20 protein-coding genes are annotated in these 21434 nt (G+C 70.1%); 8 read left to right on the plus strand and 12 right to left on the minus strand.

Translation table 11 applies throughout. The annotated features are described in order from the left end of the window. Window positions 1-419: 419 nt before the first annotated feature. On the minus strand, window positions 420-806 hold the full coding sequence (locus tag AC5WRT_RS33795; RefSeq protein ID WP_496097969.1) for a VOC family protein: 387 nt from the start codon (window positions 804-806) through the stop codon (window positions 420-422). Window positions 807-878: 72 nt separating this feature from the next. Here AC5WRT_RS33795 and AC5WRT_RS33800 point away from each other — a divergent pair, with 72 nt between their 5' ends. Then, the gene (locus AC5WRT_RS33800; protein WP_496097970.1) at window positions 879-1862 is read left to right on the plus strand and encodes a helix-turn-helix transcriptional regulator; all 984 of its coding nucleotides are present in this window, start codon (window positions 879-881) and stop codon (window positions 1860-1862) included. A 319-nt stretch (window positions 1863-2181) separates the two neighbouring features. On the opposite strand, the gene AC5WRT_RS33805 is transcribed toward AC5WRT_RS33800, so the two are convergent. From AC5WRT_RS33805 to argS, 5 genes are all read right to left on the minus strand, one after another. Further along, on the minus strand, window positions 2182-2739 hold the full coding sequence (locus AC5WRT_RS33805) for an SUKH-4 family immunity protein (RefSeq protein WP_496097971.1): 558 nt from the start codon (window positions 2737-2739) through the stop codon (window positions 2182-2184). 149 nt (window positions 2740-2888) lie between these two features. Continuing rightward, on the minus strand, window positions 2889-4454 hold the full coding sequence (locus tag AC5WRT_RS33810) for a WXG100-like domain-containing protein (protein ID WP_496097972.1): 1566 nt from the start codon (window positions 4452-4454) through the stop codon (window positions 2889-2891). 131 nt (window positions 4455-4585) lie between these two features. Continuing rightward, window positions 4586-6262, minus strand: coding sequence for a WD40 repeat domain-containing protein (locus tag AC5WRT_RS33815; RefSeq protein ID WP_496097973.1), 1677 nt, complete (start codon window positions 6260-6262; stop codon window positions 4586-4588). Beyond that, window positions 6259-7137, minus strand: coding sequence for a nucleic acid/nucleotide deaminase domain-containing protein (locus AC5WRT_RS33820; RefSeq protein ID WP_496097974.1), 879 nt, complete (start codon window positions 7135-7137; stop codon window positions 6259-6261). Before AC5WRT_RS33820 ends, AC5WRT_RS33815 begins: the two co-directional genes overlap by 4 nt. Window positions 7138-7197: 60 nt before the next feature. Continuing rightward, entirely contained in the window at window positions 7198-8964 is a 1767-nt protein-coding gene (argS, locus tag AC5WRT_RS33825) for an arginine--tRNA ligase (protein ID WP_496097975.1), read from the minus strand. Between the two features lie 149 nt (window positions 8965-9113). On the opposite strand from argS, the gene lysS reads away from it, so the two are divergent. Continuing rightward, entirely contained in the window at window positions 9114-10880 is a 1767-nt protein-coding gene (lysS, locus tag AC5WRT_RS33830; protein ID WP_496097976.1) for a lysine--tRNA ligase, read from the plus strand. 65 nt (window positions 10881-10945) lie between these two features. Here lysS and AC5WRT_RS33835 read toward each other — a convergent pair whose 3' ends face one another. The 3 genes from AC5WRT_RS33835 to AC5WRT_RS33845 all read right to left on the minus strand — a co-directional run bounded on the left by AC5WRT_RS33835 (window position 10946) and on the right by AC5WRT_RS33845 (window position 14156). Continuing rightward, window positions 10946-12172, minus strand: coding sequence for a DUF2637 domain-containing protein (locus tag AC5WRT_RS33835; RefSeq protein WP_496097991.1), 1227 nt, complete (start codon window positions 12170-12172; stop codon window positions 10946-10948). A gap of 119 nt (window positions 12173-12291) precedes the next feature. Then, window positions 12292-13233, minus strand: a complete 942-nt coding sequence (locus tag AC5WRT_RS33840; RefSeq protein WP_496097977.1) for a DUF3558 domain-containing protein — start codon at window positions 13231-13233, stop codon at window positions 12292-12294. A gap of 113 nt (window positions 13234-13346) precedes the next feature. Beyond that, window positions 13347-14156: a DUF3558 domain-containing protein gene (locus AC5WRT_RS33845; protein ID WP_496097978.1), complete on the minus strand. Its 810-nt coding sequence runs from the start codon at window positions 14154-14156 to the stop codon at window positions 13347-13349. A gap of 223 nt (window positions 14157-14379) precedes the next feature. On the opposite strand from AC5WRT_RS33845, the gene AC5WRT_RS33850 reads away from it, so the two are divergent. Further along, entirely contained in the window at window positions 14380-15573 is a 1194-nt protein-coding gene (locus tag AC5WRT_RS33850) for an RtcB family protein (protein WP_496097979.1), read from the plus strand. Between the two features lie 158 nt (window positions 15574-15731). Here AC5WRT_RS33850 and AC5WRT_RS33855 read toward each other — a convergent pair whose 3' ends face one another. The 3 genes from AC5WRT_RS33855 to AC5WRT_RS33865 are packed head-to-tail and all read right to left on the minus strand — an operon-like array spanning window position 15732 to window position 17054. Continuing rightward, on the minus strand, window positions 15732-15902 hold the full coding sequence (locus AC5WRT_RS33855) for a hypothetical protein (protein ID WP_496097980.1): 171 nt from the start codon (window positions 15900-15902) through the stop codon (window positions 15732-15734). Beyond that, window positions 15899-16663, minus strand: a complete 765-nt coding sequence (locus AC5WRT_RS33860; RefSeq protein WP_496097981.1) for an SDR family NAD(P)-dependent oxidoreductase — start codon at window positions 16661-16663, stop codon at window positions 15899-15901. The genes AC5WRT_RS33855 and AC5WRT_RS33860 overlap by 4 nt, the downstream gene beginning before the upstream one ends. Window positions 16664-16715: 52 nt before the next feature. After that, window positions 16716-17054, minus strand: coding sequence for a YnfA family protein (locus AC5WRT_RS33865; protein WP_496097982.1), 339 nt, complete (start codon window positions 17052-17054; stop codon window positions 16716-16718). Between the two features lie 156 nt (window positions 17055-17210). Here AC5WRT_RS33865 and AC5WRT_RS33870 point away from each other — a divergent pair, with 156 nt between their 5' ends. From AC5WRT_RS33870 to AC5WRT_RS33890, 5 genes are all read left to right on the plus strand, one after another. Further along, window positions 17211-17357: a hypothetical protein gene (locus AC5WRT_RS33870; protein WP_496097992.1), complete on the plus strand. Its 147-nt coding sequence runs from the start codon at window positions 17211-17213 to the stop codon at window positions 17355-17357. A 22-nt stretch (window positions 17358-17379) separates the two neighbouring features. Further along, the gene (locus AC5WRT_RS33875) at window positions 17380-18468 is read left to right on the plus strand and encodes an LLM class flavin-dependent oxidoreductase (RefSeq protein WP_496097983.1); all 1089 of its coding nucleotides are present in this window, start codon (window positions 17380-17382) and stop codon (window positions 18466-18468) included. Then, window positions 18465-19106, plus strand: a complete 642-nt coding sequence (locus tag AC5WRT_RS33880) for a CE1759 family FMN reductase (protein WP_496097984.1) — start codon at window positions 18465-18467, stop codon at window positions 19104-19106. The genes AC5WRT_RS33875 and AC5WRT_RS33880 overlap by 4 nt, the downstream gene beginning before the upstream one ends. Window positions 19107-19223: 117 nt before the next feature. Further along, window positions 19224-19955 (plus strand): response regulator transcription factor, encoded by a 732-nt coding sequence (locus AC5WRT_RS33885; RefSeq protein WP_496097985.1) that lies wholly within the window; start codon window positions 19224-19226, stop codon window positions 19953-19955. After that, entirely contained in the window at window positions 19956-21407 is a 1452-nt protein-coding gene (locus tag AC5WRT_RS33890) for a sensor histidine kinase (protein WP_496097986.1), read from the plus strand. Window positions 21408-21434: the final 27 nt, after the last annotated feature.

The raw sequence follows: 21434 nt of genomic DNA on the forward strand, positions 1-21434 counted from the left end.
CGGGGCCGCGCCTCTGGTACCGGGACGAGCGGCTCATCTGGTGCAACGGACACCAGTTACCCACGGCATCCTCCGGGCGCGGTCGCAACCGGCGTCGTGCCGGAAGCGGATCACCCGGACGGCGCCCTCGACCGGGTCGGGACCGGACGGCTTCGGGACCGGGTTCTCGAAGCCGCCGAGGACCCGGGCGAGGGCGGACGGCGGGTGTGGCCGCTATCGGCGTGCCCCGGTGGGCCCCGCTCCTGGGGCGTGTCTCGAAAGTCCCGTCTGGTCCGCGACGCCTGGCACGGCACCTCGCCGCGTTGTCGGGATCGTCCACGTACGCCCGGTACGAGGACGACCCTCCGCCTTGCGATGCACCGCACCAGACGCCGCGGACCCCGCCCTCCGGGCGGACGACGCCACTTTCGAAACACGCCCTAGACGAGCGTGGTGATGCAGAACGGGTGCCCCGCGGGATCCAGCAGCACCCGCCACCGCTCCCCGCCCGGCTGGAACTCGGGCTTCTGCGCGCCCAGTTCGAGCAGCCGCTTCTCGGCGGCGTCCAGGTCGTCCACGCCCAGCTCGATGTGTGCCTGCTTCTCCTGGGCCGGGTCCGGCCAGGTGGGTCGGCGGTAGTCGGCGAGGCGGTTGAAGCCCAGGCCGGTCGAGCCCTCCTTGCCGAGGAAGACGAAGTCGTCGCTGGAGAAGGCGACGGACATGCCGAGCAACTCGCTGTAGAACCGGGCCATCTCGGCGGGGTCGGCACAGTCGAAGGTGACGGCGGCGAAGCGGAACGCGGGCGTGGAGGAGGTTTCCGTGGTCATGGGGAGGACGGTAGGACATGACCAGGACAGCTACGGTCCTGGTCACCGGTTGCCGCGTGCCAGACTTCCCGCGTGCTCAGCTCGTCCGCCCGCCTTCTCCGCCTGCTGTCCCTGTTGTCCTCGCGTCCTTCCTGGACCTGCACCGAGCTGGCCGAGCGCATGGAGGTCACCGACCGCACGGTCCGCCGGGACGTGGCGAGGCTCCGGGACCTCGGCTACACGGTCGACTCCGAGGCCGGCCCCTGGGGCGGTTACCGCCTCCGCGCCGGCTCGCGCGTACCGCCGCTGATCCTCGACGACGAGGAGGCACTGGCCGTGGCCGTCGGCCTGAGCCAGGCCGCGCTGAGCGGCGCGCTCGGTGGGGACCAGGCGGCCCTGTCGGCACTGCTGAAGTTGCGGCAGGTGCTGCCCCGGCACATCGCGGACCGTCTCGGCGAGCTGGACGACGCGTTCGTACGCCTCCCGGGGACGGACGACTCCGCGTTGCGCCCCGGCCTGCTACTGGAACTGGCCGTCGCGTGCAGAGAGGGCCGCCGTGCCCGGCTGTCGTACACCGACGGAGAGGGCACAAGCACGACCCGGGACGTGGACCCGTACCGACTGGTCCACACCGGTCGCCGCTGGTACTTCGTCGCGCGGGACGTCGCCCGCGCCCAGTGGCGCACCTTCCGCGCCGACCGGGTCGACCGCCTCCAGCCCACCGCCCACCCGGCGGACCTCACCGACGCACCGGACCCGGCCCGGCTGGTCTCCCGCAACATCGCGAACGGCCCCTACCCGCTCTCGGCGACCGTCCGCCTGCCCCTCCCCGCGAGCGAGGCGCTACGGCTGATCCCGCCCACGGTCGGCACCCACCGCCCCGACGGCCCCGACGCCACCGTGGTCGACATCGGCGGACCCGACCCGGACGGCCTCGCCCGCTACCTCCTCACCCTGGGCACGCCCCTGCGCGTCCTCGCCCCGGACGCCGTGCGCCAGGCCCTGGCCCGCCGCGTGCGGGAGCTGGCCGAGGACAACGCGCAGGAGGCGGAGGATGCGGAGGCACCCTCCGCATGACCGACCGCGGCCAGATGGCGTACGCCCCCGTGCTCGGCCTGCCACGCTCCCGCGCGTGCGGGGTGAGGGCCACGATCCCGGCACCCCGCACGGAGGTGCCCGGGCCCAGACCGAAGGGACTGGCCCCCAGCCGACGCGCCGACTCCGGTGCGAGGTACGGGGCGAGGTACGGGGGCGAGGTCCCGCCCACTCCTCGTCGCCGCCATCAGGCGGGTCGTCGCGCCGCGGTCTGCTTTCAGACGCGGGGCTTCCAGGGGCTCACGATGGTGTCGGGGGTGACAGCCCGACGAGCGGGCGTGGACTCTTCGTCACAGCGGTCCTACCAGATCCCGTGCTCGATTTCCTCGAGCGACAGGTTCCACTGCGACTCCTCGTCGGCGAACGGTGTGGGATCGAAGGCGCCGACCACGTGCCTGAAACGTTCGGTGAGTTCCGCGGGATCGACGTTGTTCTCGTGGTCGACTTCCAGCTTCCGGAACTCGATGAGGCTGAAGAGCAGGGATTCCAGGTCGCGGTGCAGGAGAATGTACTGCTCTTCGCTCTCCGGGAAGGCGTACACCTTCCCCGACCGTGGGTCGAGGGCGAGGAGTGAGGTGAAGAGGTACCCCAGAACCCACCATGTCCGGCTCTCCTCCGGGCAGGACAAGCCGTAATGGTCGAAGCGACTGCCTACGACCAGCGGGTCGAAGCCCGGCTCGTACGGGTCCTCCGGATCTTCTTTCGATGTGAAGGCTTCTGAGTGCGGTAGTCCTACGGAGCTGAGCAGAGAAAAGGCGCGCGGGTCGACGGATTCGTCGACCGTGAATTGTGGATGATAGACCACGTTGGTCAGCCCGTAAGCCTCGATCAGGTCGCTGGAGTTGACGGTGAAATTCACGGGTGCATCTTAGCGTGGTGCTATAGTCCGAGCGTCTTCTTCAGGCCGTTCACGTATTTGGTGTGTTCTGTGTTGGTGGTCTTCATTTTTTCGTCGTAGTAATCTGCGGCGTGGGTCACTTTCAGGTCCGAGCCGAAGTGGTAATCCAGTCAGCGGGCGCACACGGGGTTCTTTTGACAGGGTTCCCGCTCTGTGAATATTTCCTCAAGTCCATGCTTCTGGTTCGAGTGAATGACGGGAAACCCTATCATGCGCTCGGAATGGCCCCTCTTATTGCTGTAGCCGACGAGGATTGACTCCCTGCCGGCCCCGTCGATGTAACGGCCTGCGGCATAGTTTGTTCCGCCGCCGTCGCCGCGGACCACACGAGCCGCCTGGGTGGCCCGGGCGAGATCGCTGGTGGACGGGTCGATCTTTTGAGACTTGGCCCTTCCCGGATGTTTTTGCTCGGCGTGGAATTCCGACTTCTGTTTCGGCGTCGCAGGGATGTAGAAGCGGCCGTCATCCCCGACGATTCCATGGAGGCGCTTCTTGTCGTGGTCGTCGAGGTCTCCCGTACCGCCGTCGGCGTGCAGGCGCTGTACGGACCCGTCGGCGTGCAACAGGTACGTGCGCGTTTCGGCGTCCTCACCGTCCTTCCATGTCTTGATCCGCTTGGCCCGCCTCCCGATCTCGATGTCGTTGTCCTTGTGCAGCCGCGACACCGCCCGTGCACGGTCCGGGACCGTCTCGGTGAGGTGCTTGCCGACCTTTGCCAGGGCCTTTTCGCAGCCTTCCAAGGCCCCGTGGATCACCGAGTCGAAGGTCTGGGTGAAGGGGTCCTTGCCCCTCGTGCGGCCGAACAGGCCCTTGGCACGGCCGAGTGGGGCGGTGCTGTTCGCGTGGAGTTCGCTGCCGTGGAAGGAGAGCTTGCCGGCGCCGCTCTCGAATTCCTCGTGGTCCATGTGGAGGTCACCCCCCGCCCAACCGCCGGACGCGGAGGCCGGTTCCGTGCCACCGCTGCCTCCCGCCGAGGCCAACTTCATGCCGCCGTGGCCGTGACCGCGCCCGCCGTCCGCGCCGCCACCGTCCGCGCCGCCACCACCCGCGCCGCCACCACCCGCTCGCCCACCGCCTCCTCCGGTCGGATCCTGCGGCAGGGAGAACGCGTCCTCCGCCAGATTCAGCACCGCGTCCTCGATCATCGCCTCCAGCTTGGCGTTGACCGGCTCGGTGACCCTGGCGATCAGTTCGCTCACGATCTGGTCGGCTGCCTCGTCGATGATGCGTTTCACCAGTTGGCGCATGGCGGTGACCTCCGCCGCGCCGAGCACGGCGGACAGGCCGCCGGTGAGGAAGGCCGCTCCGATCGACAGGCCCACCGAGCCCGCCATGACGGCGAGTTCGGCCTCTGCCTTGGTCTTCATGCCGAAGACGACGTCCGCGACCACGTCGAGGGCGTCGGCGAACAGGCGGGCCAGTTCGGGAATTTTGTCCAGGTGGCCGGCCTTGACCTGGTTCCAGTGCGTCTGCATCGAGTGGACGGCCCAGCCCTTGGACGAGGCGAGGATCTGCTCCACCGTCCTGTGCGCGTCCGCGCCGTGTCCCTCGAACTTGTCGGCGAACTCCCGCATGGCCGTGGCCATGTGACGGTAGTCGTCCTCGTCGACGTTCGGGAAGTGGATGCCGATGTAGTCGAGGACCTGGTCCAGCCAACCCGGAATCGTGTAGCCCATCCCCCGTGACGCCCCCTCGTCCTCCGATCGTCATGTGAGCCTGAAAACCGTAAGGATGAGGGGAGTTGGAGGGCAACGCCGACTCCGCCTCTATGGCATGACTGTGACAAGCCCGCCCATCGGTGCGCTCGTCACGCCGGGCGCAGGTGCACCAGTGTCTCGTCCGTGCCGACCAGCAGCGTCCCGGTCCCTGTCAGCGCCAGCGCGCGCACCAAGGCGCCCGGCCGGTAGCGGCGGACCACGCCCTCCTCGTCCAGGGTGTGGTGCTCGACCAGTCCGTCCGCCCAGCCGACGGCCAGCACCGGTGCCCCGGCGTGGGTGGTCGCCGCTGCCAGGGCCGTCACCGGGCACGGCCGCGATACGACAGGGGTGGCGAGCGGCTCGGCGCCGGGGCCCCACGCCCGTACCGTGCCGTCGTGACCGCCGCTGTGGATCAGGGGGATGCCCGGCGCGTCGTCGGATGTCCCAAGGCGCAGGGCTGCCACGGCCGCCACCTCGCCCTCGTGCAGCCGCGCCGTCAGCGGCTCCGGCTCACCCTGGGCCTCGGAGAACACGTGCACCCGGCCCGTTGCGTCGCCCACCGCCAGCAGGCCCTCCGCGTACGCCAACGCCACCGCCGGGCCGCCCACGTGGGACCGTGCCGCATCCACCAGCCGTTCCAACGGTCTCGGGCCGTCCTCCAGCAGTGCCGCCAGACCCGTGGCTCGCGGTGCCGAGGGGCTGGGCCAGGTCTGGAGCCGGCCGTGCGTGTCCAGGACCAGGACGTCACCCCCGGGCACGGCGGCCACGGCACGCACCCCGTCCACCGGCTCCGGCAGCCGGCCGGCCGGGGTCGCGTCCGCCTCCTCCAGCAGGCGGACCGTGCCCTGGTGATCGGCCACGACGAGCTGTCCGGCAAGGTGCCCGCGCCCCGACGAGAGCGCGCGTGCCGGTCCCGGCCACGGTGGGCGGACGTCACCGCGCACCCTGCGCCAGACCACCTGCCAAGCGGCGCCCGCGGCCGGCGTCGTCAGCGTCTGCGGCAGCCTCGGGTCCGCGTCGTCGCCCAACGCCGCCAGGAGGACGACGGCACGGTCCGCCGGTGTCTGGTCGCGGGTCAGGGAGGCTCCGGCCCGCAGCCATGCCGCGCGCAGGCCTCCGTGGGGGTCCGAGGAGCGCTCGTAGGCGACGGACACCTGCCAGGGGTCCGCGGCGCAGACCGCCACCGGGTCGTCCAGGTCGACGGCGGGGGTGGAGGGTCCGGGCTCCGGCTTGCGGCGGCCGGCGGGCCGGGTGGCGGCCCATGCCGCGTACCGCCGCGGATCCGTCCACTGCGGCTGATCGAGGTCCATCACCGCCGAGGGGACCGCCGTGAGGGTTCCGGCGGTGTCGCTGCGGACCTCCACGACCAGCCGTACGTGCGACAAGTCCAATAATGTCAGGGCGAGTTCGGTCACCGCCTCGACGTCCGCCGCCGCGTGCAGATCCGGCAGCGCGATCACCGTACGGCGTTCGTCGGCGGCCAGGGCCTCGACCAGCTCGCCCGGGGTGCGGGCGGCCGTGTACAGCTGGCCGGCCAGGGTCCAGGCACAGGTCAGGGCGGTCTGGTCGGCCAGGGGCACGAAACCGTGGATCCGGCGTTCCGGCTGCGTCCCCTCCCGCGTCCCGTGCCCGATCATCCACGCCAGCAGGGTCGACTTGCCGCATCCCGCTCCGCCTGTGACGACACACAGGCGGGGGGCCTGCGGATCGGCCAGCCAGGACAGGAGCGCGGCGGCGGCCGGTTCGCGGCCCGCCGCCGGGCGGGACCACTTCGGTGCCCCGGTCACTGGCGGCCCGCCTGCTTCGCCGCGTAGGTGGTCAACTCCTTGAGTCCCTCTTCACGCGCGTCCGCCGTGTCGCCGTAGTCGAAGCTGTGTGTGAACTCCGCGTGCGGAAACGTCGCCTGCAGCCATACGGCGCAGTAGTGGCCCGGCATCATGCACGGTTCCAGCTCGCAGTAGACGCGCCGGACCTGTTCCGGAGAGATGCCCTCGGCCTGCAGCCGGGACCAGACCAGTTCCCCGGGGTGCGGGCGGCCCGGTCCGGTCGCGTCGGTGACGATCTGCTTGGCGCCCGACGCGTCGACGTACTCGAAGGCGGAGGAGAACGGGAAGTTGAGGGTGTGCCGCACGTCGTCCAGCACCTTCGGCCACCAGCTCTCGCGGTCCTCGAACGCGGCGGCGTCGATGTGCCGCAGCTCGGCGTTCAGTTCACGGAACGCGGCCGCCGCCACCGGAAGGCTGGTCGAGGCGGCGATCACCGGCACGCGACGGTCCAGGGCGGCCAGCGAGGCGTTGAACGCCCACACGTCCGAGCTGACGAACATGTCGCCCTCGCCGAGTCCCAGGAACACCGCCTGCACCGCGCCGTCCGGACGCACGCACAGATGGGCCAGCGGATCGCCGCCGATCCGCAGCCAGTTCTGCCGCCCGCCGACGGGCGCGGGCAGCCCCTGGTGCCCTGCGATGAGCCCCAGGGCGGGGTCGTCGGTGTCACCCGCGGCCGTGAAGTACGGCTGTACGTGCAGCGGGACACCCGTGCCCGCCAGCCCCTCGCGGACCGCGTCGGGCAACTGGACGCCGTAGGAGGCCGGCACCGTGAACCGGCGCATGCCGTCCCGGCCGAAATGGGACGTGGCGGGATCAGGGACTCGCTCGGACATCGGGCTCCCTCAGAGTCTGTGGAGGCACAACAGCGCTCCACAGACTCTAAGGGGTGCCGATCACAGCTTCTCGGGCGTCCGGATGCCCAGCAGCGCCATCCCCTGGTGCAGGGTGCGGGCCGTGACGTCGCACAGGAAGAGACGGTTCTCGACCTGGGCCGACGTCTGAGCCTTCAGCACCGGGCACTTGTCGTAGAACGACGTGTAGAGGGACGCCAGCTGGTACAGGTACGCGGCCAGCTTGTGCGGGGCGTACTCCGCCGCCGCCTCCGTGACCGTCTCCGCGAAGGCGTCCACGTGCAGGCCGAGGGCGCGCTCGGCGTCCGCCAGCGCCAGCTCCGGGTGCGCGGCCGGGCGGGTCTCGCCGGCCTTGCGCAGGATGGAGCGGATACGGGCGTACGCGTACTGCAGGTAGACGGACGTGTCGCCGTTCAGCGAGACCATCTGGTCCAGGTCGAACTTGTAGTCCCGGTTCGCCGACGTCGACAGGTCCGCGTACTTCACCGCGCCGATGCCCACCTGGGCGCCCCGCTCGGCGATCTCCTCCTCGGAGAGATCCTGGGCCTTCTCCCGTACGACGGCCGACGCGCGGTCGATCGCCTCGTCCAGCAGGTCCACCAGCCGGACCGTCTCGCCCTCACGCGTCTTGAACGGCTTGCCGTCCTTGCCGAGGACCGTGCCGAACGCCAGCTGGAACGCCTTGACGTCCTCGTTCAGCCAGCCGGCCCGCCGTGCCGTCTCGAAGACCATCTTGAAGTGCAGCGCCTGGCGGGCGTCCACCACGTACAGGAGCGTGTTCGCCTTGAGGTGGAAGACGCGGTCGCGGATCGCCGACAGGTCGGTGGCCGCGTAGCCGTAGCCGCCGTCCGACTTCTGGACGATCAGCGGGACCGGGTTGCCGTCCGGGCCCTTGATGTCGTCGAAGAACACGCACAGGGCGCCCTCGCTGCGGACCGCGACGCCCGACTCCTCCAGGAGGCGGCAGGTCTCCGCCAGCATGTCGTTGTACCCCGACTCGCCGACGATGTCCGGGTCCTGGATCTCCATGTCCAGCTTCTCGAAGACGGAGAAGAAATAGATCTTCGACTCGTCCACGAACTTCTGCCACGTGGCCAGCGTGTGCGGGTCACCGGCCTGCAGGTCCACCACACGGCGGCGGGCGCGCGTCTTGAACTCCTCGTCGGAGTCGAACTTCCTTCGCGCGGCCTTGTAGAGGCGGTCGAGATTCGACATCGCCTCCTCACCCGTCACCTGGGCGTCCTTGTGGTCCAGCTCGTGCGGGTGCTCGTCCAGGTACTGGATCAGCATGCCGAACTGGGTGCCCCAGTCGCCGATGTGATGCCGGCGAATCACGTTCTCACCGGTGAACTCCAGGAGCTGGACCACCGAGTCGCCGATCACCGCCGACCGCAGATGGCCTACGTGCATCTCCTTCGCCACGTTCGGCTGCGCGTAGTCGATCACCGTCGTGCCCGGCTCAGGGGCGGTCGGCACGCCGAGGCGGCCCGACTCGTCCGCGTACCGCGCGGCCAGGTTCCCGGTGATCGCCCGGTCCGCGATCCTGATGTTCAGGAAGCCGGGGCCGGAGACCTCGACGTCCTTGATCAGCTCGTCCCCCGTCACCACATGGGAGACGACCCGTGTCGCCAGCTCCCTCGGGTTCGCCTTCGCCTTCTTGGCCAGCGCCAGGATGCCGTTGGCCTGGAAGTCGGCCCGGTCGCTTCGTCGCAGCAGCGGGTCCGCGCCGGCGGCCTCGGGCAGGGTGGCCGAGAGGGCGGACGCGAGGTGCTGCTGGACGCTGTCGCTGAGGGACGTGACCGAGGCCATAGGAATGGGTGCCGTTCTCCTCGTGGGGATGGATAGACCCAGCCAGTATCCCACGGCAGGTAAAGCCGTTTTCGCCGTCGCATCCCGGTCTGTGAGAATGGAGTGGCACCCCGATCAGACGGAGTGCCACCCCGTTCAGAAAGAAGGACGTGCCGATCGTGGCTCAGAGCACCGAGACCACCGACTGGGTCTCCCGTTTCGCGGATGAGGTCATCGAGGAGTCGGAGCGCCGGGCCCCGGGCAAACCGGTCGTCGTCGCGTCCGGGCTCTCTCCGTCGGGTCCGATCCACCTCGGCAACCTGCGCGAGGTCATGACCCCGCACCTGGTCGCCGACGAGATCCGCCGCCGCGGGTACCAGGTCCGGCACCTGATCTCCTGGGACGACTACGACCGCTACCGCAAGGTCCCGGCCGGCGTCGAGGGCATCGACGAGACCTGGGCCGAGCACATCGGCAAGCCGCTGACCTCGGTGCCGGCACCCCGCGGATCGCAGCACCCGAACTGGGCCGAGCACTTCAAGGCCGCGATGATCGCCTCGCTGGCCGAGCTGGGCGTCGAGTTCGACGGCATCAGCCAGACCGCGCAGTACACCTCCGGCGCCTACCGCGAGCAGATCCTGCACGCCATGAAGCACCGGAGCGAGATCGATGCGATCCTCGCCCAGTACCGCACCAAGAAGGCCCCCAAGCAGCAGCAGAAGGCCGTCGACGAGGCCGAGCTGGAGGCCGAGGAGGGCTCCGGCGCGGCGAGCGAGGACGACGGCTCCTCCGGCTCCGCCGGGTACTTCCCGTACAAGCCGTACTGCGGCGCCTGCGAGAAGGACCTGACGACCGTCACCTCCTACGACGACGACTCCACCGAACTGTCGTACACCTGCACCGCCTGCGGCTTCTCCGAGACCGTCCGGCTCAGCGAGTTCAACCGCGGCAAGCTGGTGTGGAAGGTCGACTGGCCGATGCGCTGGGCGTACGAGGGAGTGATCTTCGAGCCGAGCGGCGTCGACCACTCCTCGCCGGGCTCGTCCTTCCAGGTCGGCGGGCAGATCGTGCCGATCTTCGGCGGCAAGCAGCCCATCGGCCCCATGTACGCCTTCGTCGGCATCTCCGGCATGGCGAAGATGTCCTCCTCGCGCGGTGGGGTCCCCACCCCGGCCGACGCGCTGAAGATCATGGAGCCGCAGCTCATCCGCTGGCTCTACGCCCGCCGCAGGCCCAACCAGTCCTTCAAGATCGCCTTCGACCAGGAGATCCAGCGGCTCTACGACGAGTGGGACAAGCTCGCCGCCAAGGTCGCTGGGGGCGCCTCCCAGGCTTTCGGCTCTGGGGGAGGCTCCGCCCTGCCGGGCGACGTCGCCGCCTACACGCGCGCGGTCGGCACCGCCTCCGGTGAGCTGCCCAGGACGCCGCGGCCGCTGCCGTACCGCACCCTCGCCTCCGTCGCGGACATCACCGCCGGACACGAGGACCAGGCCCTGCGGATCCTCTCCGAGCTCGACCCGGAGCAGCCCCTGGCCTCCCTGGACGAGGTGCGGCCCCGCTACGACAGGGCCGAGTCCTGGATCAACACCCACGTGCCCGCGGACCAGCGGACCATCGTGCGCGACGAGCCGGACGTGGAACTGCTGAAGTCCCTCGACGAGGCTTCCCAGCAGTCCGTACGGCTGTTGCTCGACGGCCTCGCCGAGCACTGGTCGCTCGACGGACTGACCCACCTCGTCTACGGCGTCCCCAAGGTCCAGGCCGGCTTCCCGGCCGACGCCACGCCGAAGGAGCTGCCGCCGGAGATCAAGACCGCCCAGCGTTCCTTCTTCGCCCTGCTCTACCACCTGCTCGTCGGACGCGACACCGGCCCCCGGCTGCCCACCCTGCTGCTCGCGGTGGGACAGGAACGGGTCCGCACGCTGCTCGGCGAGTAAGAACGCCGTAGGAAAGCGCGCAAGAAGAAAGGGGCCCTCCCGGCGGAGGGCCCCTTCTCGTGTGCCTACGCGATGTGGTTCTCCTCCAGCTCCGCGTTGAAACGGTTGGTGAATCGCTTGACCATCCGGTCCGCGTCACGCGGCGGGAGCGTCTGCCCGTACGTCGCCTCCACCGCCTCGCCGAACTGGTGCGGCGTCGGGAAACTGCCGTCGATCGACTTCCGGAACACCTGGTAGTAGTCGTCCTCCGTCGGATCCGGCTCCGGCGTACCCCCGCCCTCACCCAGCTCGCGGGTTCGGTTCGGACCCACCGGGATCGGGAAGCTGCCGGTCTCCTCGGGAGAAGGCTGCTGGAACTGCTCCGCGGGCTGATCCTCGTACCACTCCTCGTACTGCTCCTCCGGAGCGTACTGAGGCTCCTGCATCATCGGGTCGTACGTCGGGTCGTAGCCCCCGTGATACTCCACCTCGCGCGGAGCCTGGAACCACGGACTCGCCTCGTCCACGGGAACATGCTCCGCCGGCCCGGCGTACCGGCCCGGCAACTGCGGACGCTGCTCCCCGGCAGGCACCGTCCGCTGCGCAGAGGGCGCCGCACCGCCCGCCGCCACCGCCGGTGTCCGGCTCGGCTCTATACCCGCCGCCGACAGGCCCGCCGCAGCCGTCTCCGCCAGCGGAACGCCGTACCGCGCCAGCCGCAGCGGCATCAACGACTCCACCGGAGCCTTCCTGCGCCACGCACGGCCGAACCGCGAACGCAGCCTCGCCTGATACACCAGACGCTCCTGCTCCAGCTTGATCACCTGGTCGTACGACCGCAGCTCCCACAGCTTCATCCGCCGCCACAGCAGGAACGTCGGCACCGGGGACAGCAGCCAACGGGTCAGCCGCACCCCCTCCATGTGCTTGTCCGCCGTGATGTCGGCGATCCGGCCGATCGCATGCCGCGCCGCCTCCACAGCGACCACGAACAGCACCGGAATCACCGCGTGCATGCCCACGCCCAGCGGATCCGGCCAGGCCGCGGCGCCGTTGAAGGCGATCGTCGCCGCCGTCAGCAGCCACGCCGTCTGCCGCAGCAACGGGAAGGGGATACGGATCCACGTCAGGAGCAGGTCCAGGGCGAGCAGCACACAGATGCCTGCGTCGATACCCACCGGGAACACATAGGAGAAGTTCCCGAAGCCCTTCTTGATGGCCAGCTCACGGACGGCCGCGTACGAGCCGGCGAAACCGATTCCGGCGATGATCAAGGCGCCGGTCACGACCACGCCGATGAGAACGCGGTGCATCCGAGTCAGCTGCAGTGGCGCGGCCACTCGTACTCCCCTCCCATTGCCTGTTGTTGCGCGCAACAGGGTGGCACACGCGTGCGGCGAACGTGGTACCGGTCAGGGCTTCCGCAGCCCGCTCAGCTCTTCTTCGCCGCCGACTTGGACGGAGAAGCGCTGGAAGAGGCCGACTTGCCGGGAGTCGGCGACTTCGACGCCGACTGCGAAGGAGACGCCGACGACGAGCCCGAACCGCCTGCCGCCGAGCCGTCGTTGGCGGACGACACCGCTGTGACCGCCTCCTTGATCGCGGCCTCGGCCGACTTCGTCAGACCGTCCGCGTCCGGCGTCCTCTCGCCCGCCAGACCCGCGCCGTTGTAGTCGAGCGTGACCACCACGTTCTCGACCCGCGCGACCACCGTCTGCTGCTTGAACAGACCCTCCTTCTTCTGCAGGTCGTAGCGCACGGCCGTCGCCTCCGCGCCCGTACCCGACAGCGGGATCTGCTTCGTGTTCTTCGCGCCGTCCACCGCCGACGCGTCCCTCACCTGCTGGGCGAAGTACGTGTGCGCCTGCGCGTCACCGGAACCGCGCGTGCCGTCCGAGTCGAAGCGCAGCAGCGACACGTTCAGCCAGCGGAACTGCGAACCCTTCACACCGTTGTTGTCCAGGCTGCTCCACGAACACGAGGCACGCGACGACGGATCGTCCGAAGTGCCCTTCTTGCCGGAGGTGTCCTGCGGCACCAGATCCGTCAGGGTTTTCTTCGACAGCACCGCGCACGCGTCCGGCAACTTCTTGTAGGCCGCCGCCTGCACCGTCGACGACGCACTCGCCGACGGCCCGGTGCCCCCGCCCGCGGACTGCTGGGCACCGCTGCCGGACCCCTTCGCCTTGGAGTCACCGGAGTCCGACGAACAGGCGGCGGTGATCAGCATCGCCGGGACGGCTGCCGCGCAGACAAGGACACGGCTCAGGCGCTTGCCACGGATTCCTCCCTCCCACTGCCGGACAGGCATGGGAGGTACCCCCGGGGCACGGTCGTCTCGCTGGGCTGCTCGCTGCATGGTTCCTTCACTCATGACGCTCGGTGGTCGTGCGGGTCCTTGCGGGGCCCCACGGTACGCGGTGAAGGAGCTGTGCGGTTTCCGTTCGGGTGCTTCGCGCACACCCCGACGAGCGGCTCCGTGAGCCGTCAACCGCCCAGCGCGTCATCCAGATGAGAGGCCAGATTCCGGGCCTTGTCCTGCATTTCCTTGCTGTCCGGGACCGAGCCGAGCGCCGTCGGCTGCTCCTCGTACTCGATGGTGACGACGACATTGGACGTGCGGAACACCACAGTCACCGTCCGCTGTTCGGCCGTCGACCCGGCCGGACTGAGCTGGTCGTCGATGTACGCCTCGTCACCGAGCCCCGACAGCACCCGCGGCAGCAGATCGGCCGCGGAAGCGCCGGAGGAGGGGGAGCCGGAGGGGGAGGGGTCACCACTGGACGACGCCGAGGACGTGGGTCCGGGCGCAGCCGCCCCAGCCGTCGGGGAGGAACTGCTGCCCGGCGCCGGGAGGTCGGCGGCCGACTCCTTCCCCTCGAACAGCTTCTTCGCCTGGTCGTCGTCGCTGACCGAGTTGTCGTACGACACCACGCGCTCGAAGTCGACCGAGAGACGGTCGGTGGCGTCCGCGGACTCCACCTTCCAGTGGCAGCCGACCTTGCGATCGGTGTCGTACGTGAGCGCGGCCTGCCCCTGATAGGCCTTGTCCCGCTGCACGGGGTCCGTGATCTGCTTGATGCCGGGCAGCATCGAGTCCAGCGTGTCGTGACCCACCGCGCCACAGGGTTCGGGAAGCGTGCGGTACTTGCCGGGCTGGGCGGCGACGGTGGCCGTACCGGCGTCACCCGGGTTGGAGTTGTCCGACGAAGCGTCGCTCCCCGAGCCGCTCGAGCAACCGGCCAGAAGCGCCGCGAGGAGGGCGGCGGTGCCGGTTACGTACGCCTTCCGCTGCACGGTCGGGCTCCTCTCGGGTGTGCGCTCGCTCGGTGCTCCAGTGTCCCCGCTGGTTATTCGCTTGCCGCGGCGGGGCGTCCCCTGGAGACAATGTGTATCGCACGCGCTGCCGTGGCCGCCGGTCCCTTGTCCTTTTTCACCGGCCCTGAAGCTGCTTTTCCTTATTGCTGCTTATAAGCCTTGCGTAAATCCGTGTTGTCGTTTTCGGGGGAATGAGGAACGTATGTCGTACGTCGAGATGCCGGGCGCCAAGGTCCCGATCCGGATGTGGACGGACCCCGCGACGGTCGAGGACGTGGCCCTGCGTCAGCTCCAGAACGTCGCCACCCTGCCCTGGATCAAGGGCCTCGCCGTGATGCCGGACGTGCACTACGGCAAGGGGGCGACGGTCGGCTCGGTCATCGCCATGCAGGGCGCGGTGTGCCCGGCGGCGGTCGGGGTGGACATCGGCTGCGGAATGTCCGCGGTGAAGACCTCGCTGACGGCCGGCGATCTGCCGGGAGACCTGTCGCGACTGCGGTCGAGGATCGAGCAGGCGATTCCGGTGGGGCGGGGGATGCACGAGGATCCCGTGGAGCCGGGGGACTTCCACGGGCTGGCCACGGCGGGTTGGGACGACTTCTGGCAGCGGTTCGACGGGGTCGCGGAAGCGGTCAGGTTCCGTCAGGACCGGGCGTACAAGCAGATGGGGACGCTCGGGTCGGGCAATCATTTTGTCGAGGTGTGCATAGACACGTCCGATTCGGTGTGGCTCATGCTCCACTCGGGCTCGCGCAACATCGGCAAGGAACTCGCCGAGCACCACATCGGCGTGGCCCAGAAGCTCCCGCACAACCAGGGCCTGGTCGATCGGGACTTGGCGGTCTTCGTCGCGGACACTCCGCAGATGGCCGCCTACGAGAACGACCTCTTCTGGGCTCAGGAGTACGCGAAGCACAACCGGTCGCTCATGATGGCGCTCCTCAAGGACGTGGTCCGCAAGGAGTTCAAGAAGGCCAAGGTGACCTTCGAGCCCGAGGTGAGCTGCCACCACAACTACGTGAGCCGCGAGCGGTACGAGGGCGTGGACCTGCTCGTCACCCGCAAGGGCGCGATCAGTGCCCGGACCGGGGAGTACGGCATCATCCCCGGCTCCATGGGCACCGGTTCGTACATCGTGAAGGGCCGCGGCAACGAGAAGTCCTTCAACTCCGCGTCGCACGGTGCGGGTCGGCGGATGAGCCGCAACGCTGCCAAGCGGCGCTTCTCGACGAGGGACCTGGAGGAGCAGACCCGGGGCGTGGAGTGCCGCAAGGACTCCGGCGTCGTGGACGAGATCCCGGGCGCCTACAAGTCGATCGACCAGGTCATCGACCAGCAGCGGGACCTGGTGGAGGTCGTGGCGAAGCTGAAGCAGGTCGTCTGCGTGAAGGGCTAGGGGGTTTCGTTCGGATCGGCCCGGGTCCGCGGGTGACCCTCCCTTGTGACGCACGGCACCGGACGCCGCGGTCTGTCCGACCTGATCCGAACGAGACCCCCTGGGCGCGACGGTGGGCGTGGCGAACGTTCGTCACGCCCACCGGTCTGCTCGGCGGGTCACTTCGCGTGGCGGACCGCGTAGATCATGACGAACGCCACGATGTGGATGCCGAAGAGGAAGTAGCCGAGGAAGTACCAGACCTTGCGTTCGTCCCTGGTTTCCTGAGCCAGGCGGGCCTTTTCGAGGGAGTCGACGGCGGCGGGTCCTTCGAGGGGCTGCTCCGTCATTGCGATTCCCTGTAGACCTTCGTGTTGGACGCCTGCGCGCGGGGGCGGAGGACGAGGAGATCGACGTTGACGTGGCCGGGGCGGGTGACCGCCCAGGTGATCGTCTCCGCCACGTCGTCCGCCGTGAGGGGGTCGGGCACGCCCTCGTAGACCTTGGCGGCCTTCGCCTCGTCGCCGGCGAAGCGGGTCAGGGCGAACTCCTCCGTCTTGACCATGCCGGGGGCGATCTCGACGACGCGGACCGGCCGGCCGACGATCTCCAGGCGGAGGGTCTCGGCGAGGACGTGGGCGCCGTGCTTGGCGGCGACATAGCCCGCGCCGCCCTCGTAGGTGCCGTGGCCGGCGGTGGAGGAGACGACCACGACCACGCCGTCGCCGCTCGCGATCAGCTTCGGGAGCAGGGCCTGGGTGAGGTTGAGGGTGCCGATGACGTTCGTCTCGTACATCGTGCGCCAGTCCGCCGGGTCGCCGGTGGCCACCGGGTCCGCGCCGAGGGCGCCGCCCGCGTTGTTGACCAGGACGGCAACGGTCTGGAAGGCGGTGGCGAACTCGTCCACCGCCGCGCGGTCGGTGACGTCCAGCTGGTAGGCCACCGCGGAGTGACCCGCCGTGGTCAGTTCCTCCGCCAGTGCCTCGATGCGGTCCTTGCGGCGGGCCGCGAGGACGACGCGGTAGCCGGCCTCCGCGAGCTGCCGGGCCGTGGCGGCGCCGATGCCGCTGCTCGCACCGGTGACGACGGCGATGCGGGAGGCGGGGGCCATGGGCAGCTCCTGGGTTCTGGTGGCGTACGGCTCCGTCCAGCGTAGGTCAGAGTCAGGCGCCGTTCCGCGGCGCCCACATGATCACGGCCATCCCGGCGAGGCAGATCAGCGCCCCGGTGACGTCCCAGCGGTCGGGGCGGTAGCCGTCGGCGATCGCACCCCACAGGAGCGAACCGGCGACGAAGATGCCGCCGTACGCGGCCAGGATGCGGCCGAAATGGGCGTCCGGCTGGAAGGTGGCGACGAATCCGTACGCGCCGAGGGCCAGGACACCGCCTGTCATCCACAGCCAGCCGCGGTGCTCGCGCACGCCCTGCCAGATGAGCCAGGCACCGCCGATCTCGAAGACGGCGGCGAGGACGAACAGGGCGGCGGAGCGGAGGATCGACATGGGCAGCAGCTTGGCACGCGCGGCCCGGTCGGTGTCCCGGGGCCGCTTGTCCCCCGATGGACGGCGCCTGGTGACCGGCACGGGTGGGTGCGGGTCGACGGCGTGCGGCTCGCGGAGCCGGTCCGGCTGGTGGACGAGGGGGTGCCGACGCTGCGGGTGGCGGAGACGTACGCGCTCGAGCAGGCGGCGAGGGCGCATGCCCGGCTTGCGGCGGGTGGGCTGCGGGGGCGGCTGGTGATCGTGCCCCGAGCGGGCGGAATATCCGGGGGTGGGGGGCCGTTCGCGGATATAGTTGAAGGATAAACAACCTGGAAGGTGAGCGACCATGCAGTTCGGGATCTTCACGGTCGGCGACGTCACGCCGGACCCGACCACGGGGCGTACGCCGACCGAGCGCGAGCGGATCAAGGCCATGGTCGCCATCGCGCTCAAGGCCGAGGAGGTCGGCCTGGACGTCTTCGCCACCGGCGAGCACCACAACCCGCCGTTCGTGCCCTCGTCCCCGACGACCATGCTCGGCCACGTGGCGGCGCGGACGGAGAAGCTGATCCTGTCCACCTCCACCACCCTGATCACCACCAACGACCCGGTGAAGATCGCGGAGGACTACGCGATGCTCCAGCACCTGGCCGACGGGCGCGTCGACCTGATGATGGGCCGCGGCAACACCGGGCCGGTCTACCCCTGGTTCGGCCAGGACATCCGGCAGGGCATCAACCTCGCCATCGAGAACTACGCCCTGCTGCGCCGGCTGTGGCGCGAGGACGTCGTGGACTGGGAGGGGAAGTTCCGCACCCCGCTGCAGGGCTTCACCTCCACCCCCCGCCCGCTGGACGGCGTACCGCCGTTCGTCTGGCACGGCTCCATCCGCTCGCCGGAGATCGCCGAGCAGGCGGCCTACTACGGCGACGGCTTCTTCCACAACAACATCTTCTGGCCGGCCGACCACACCAGGCGCATGGTCGAGCTGTACCGCACCCGGTTCGCCCACTACGGCCACGGCACGCCCGAGCAGGCGATCGTCGGTCTCGGCGGCCAGGTGTTCATGCGGCGGACGTCGCAGGACGCGGTGCGCGAGTTCCGGCCGTACTTCGACAACGCGCCGGTGTACGGCCACGGGCCCTCCCTGGAGGACTTCACCGACCGGACCCCGCTGACCGTCGGCACCCCCGAGCAGGTCATCGAGAAGACCCTGTCCTTCCGCGAGTACGCCGGTGACTACCAGCGCCAGCTGTTCCTGGTGGACCACGCCGGCCTGCCGCTGAAGACCGTGCTGGAGCAGATCGACCTGCTCGGCGACGAGGTCGTGCCCGTGCTGCGCAAGGAGTTCGCGAACGGCCGTCCCGCCGACGTGCCGGAGGCGCCGACCCACGCCTCGCTGCTCGCCGCCGCGCAGAAGGGGGCCGCCGCATGAAGCTCGTCGTCGTCTCGGCGGGGCTGAGCGTGCCCTCCTCCACCCGGTTGCTGGGCGACCGGCTGGCCGCCGCGGTGGCACGGCGGTCCGAGGTGGAGGTGGAGGTGGTCGAGTTGCGGGACCTCGCCGTGGAGATCGCGCACAACTTCACCAACGGATTCCCGGGCAGGGCGCTCGCCGCCGCACAGGCCGCGGTGACGGCGGCCGACGGGCTGATCGTCGTGACCCCGGTGTTCTCGGCGTCGTACAGCGGACTGTTCAAGTCGTTCTTCGACGTCCTCGACAAGGACGCGCTGGCGGGCAAGCCGGTACTGATCGCGGCCACCGGCGGTACGGCCCGGCACTCGCTGGTGCTGGAGCACGCCCTGCGGCCGCTGTTCGCCCACCTGCGGGCCGTGATCGTCCCCACCGGGGTGTACGCGGCGTCGGAGGACTGGGGGGAGGAAGGGCTCGCCGGACGGACCGAGCGGGCGGGCGCGGAGCTGGCCGCCCTGATGACGGGGCTGCGGGCGGGCGGTCCCGGGCGGCAGGCCCTACCGGAACCGGCCGTGGCGTCCGTGGAACGCGCTCTGCCGTCCGTGGAACGGGTCGTGCCGTTCGAGGAGCAGCTCGCCCGGCTCGGTGCTCATGCGGGGTGAGAAGACGGTAGGGCGGCGGTCCCGGTTGCCCGTGTGACGGTGAGAGGCGGGTAAAAAGGGTGATCGTAGGTCCACTCGTCTCGACCGAACCGCCGGACACCTTGGCAAACTGGGTGCGTGCCCCAGACTGTGCTGCTCGCTGAAGACGACCGCGCCATTCGTCACGCCCTGGAGCGTGCCCTGGCCCTGGAAGGGTACGAGGTGACGGCGGTGGCCGACGGCGTCGAGGCGCTGGCTCAGGCCCACAAGACGCCGCCGGACGTCCTCGTGCTCGACGTGATGATGCCGGGGATCGACGGCCTCCAGGTCTGCCGCGTGCTGCGCGCCGAGGGCGACCGCACCCCGATCCTCATGCTCACCGCCCTCGTGGAGACCGCCGACCGGATCGCGGGCCTGGACGCCGGCGCCGACGACTACGTGGTCAAGCCGTTCGACGTCGAGGAGGTCTTCGCCCGGCTGCGCGCCCTGCTCCGCCGTACCAGCCCGGTGCCCGCCGGTGCCGGCGCCGGCGGCGGGGAGAACGGCGGCCGGGAGGTCCAGCTCTCCGACCGGCAGGTGGAGGCCGCCGGCATTCGCATGGACCTGCAGGCCCGCCGGGCCTGGCGGGGCCAGCGCGAGCTGGAGCTGACCCGCACCGAGTTCGAGCTGCTGGAGCTGCTCGTGCGCAACGCGGGCATCGTGCTCGACCACTCCACGATCTACGACCGGATCTGGGGCTACGACTTCGGCCCCGGCTCGAAGAACCTCGCCGTCTACGTCGGCTATCTGCGCCGCAAGCTGGACGAGCCCGGCGCGCCGCAGCTGATCCACACCGTGCGGGGCGTGGGTTACGTGCTGCGGGAGGACTAGGTGGGCCGCCTGCGGCGGCTGCTGGCCCGGCGCCGGCCCAAGTTGGTCTCCCTGCGCACCACCTTCGCCGTCTCTTTCGCGGCCGTCACCGCCGCCGTCACGATCCTCGTCGGCATCCTGTCCTACGGCAGCGCCGCGCGGCTCGTGCGGGTCGACCAGCAGTCGGTGTTCATGCAGGTCGTGCAGGACGTCCGGGACGAGGTACGGCAGCACGACATGGTGCCCGAGGACTTCTCCTCCTCCCGTCCCGGGCACGACCTGGTCCGGCCCGCCCGCACCGATGTGCAGGTGCTGGGCGCCCAGGGCCAGATCGTGGACCACGGCAGTCCGTCCCTGCCCGTCACCTCCCGGGACAAGGCGATGGCGCTCGCGACGACGGCGGGGAAGGTCGTCGAGCACAAGGACGTACCGGTGGACGGGGACCTGTTCCGCATCGCCACCGTCTCGCTCGGTGACGGGCGGGGCGCGGTCCAGGTGGCGCAGGAGTTCAGCGACACCGAGGACCTGTTGCGGACGCTGCAGCAGCGCACGCTCATCCTGATGGCGGCGGTCGTGGTGGCGGCCGGTCTGTTCGGCTGGTGGCTGGCCCGCCGGATCACCCGGCGCCTGGTCATCCTCACCTCCGCCGCGGAGGACGTGGCCCGCACCCGGCAGCTGGGCATCGAGGTGCCGGTGGCCGGTCTTGACGAGGTGGGCCGGCTCGGCCGCGCCTTCGACCGCATGCTGGGCCGGCTCGCCCAGTCCGAGGAGGACCAGCGCCGCCTGGTGCAGGACGCCGGGCACGAGCTGCGCACCCCGCTGACCTCCCTGCGGACGAACATCTCGCTGCTGCGCCGCATCGACGAGCTGCCCCCCGACACCCGGGACGAACTGGTCGCCGACCTCACCCAGGAGGCGCGGGAGCTGACCGACCTGGTCAACGAGCTGGTCGACCTCGCGGCGGGGCAGTCGGACGCCGAGCCGCCGCAACGGGTGGACGTCGCCGACATCGCCGAGGAGGTCATGGGGGTCGCCAAACGGCGCACCGGACGCGAGATGGTGCTGCGCACCAGCGGCGACACGACGACCGACGGACGGCCCGGGATGCTCCAGCGGGCCATGTCGAACCTGGTGGAGAACGCGGCCAAGTTCGACCGGGACAAGAAGGCGCCGATCGAGATCAACATCACCGGTCCGGCCCGGTCGGGAACGGTACGGGTGGAGGTCCTGGACCGGGGCCCCGGTATCGCCGAGGGCGATCTCGTCCGCATCTTCGACCGCTTCTACCGGGCCGCCGACGCGCGGTCCCTGCCGGGCTCCGGGCTCGGGCTGTCCATCGTCCGCGAGGTCGCCCTGGCGCACGGCGGGGCACCGTTCGCCTTCCAGCGGGAGGGCGGCGGAGCGGTGATCGGGTTCACGGTGGGCGGCGGACTTGTGAAGCACTCCGGCGGCGGGCACGGGGGCGGAGGCTGACCCGGCTTCGAGCGGTGGACGACACGT

The sequence above is a fragment of the Streptomyces sp. NTD91 genome (assembly GCF_059510455.1).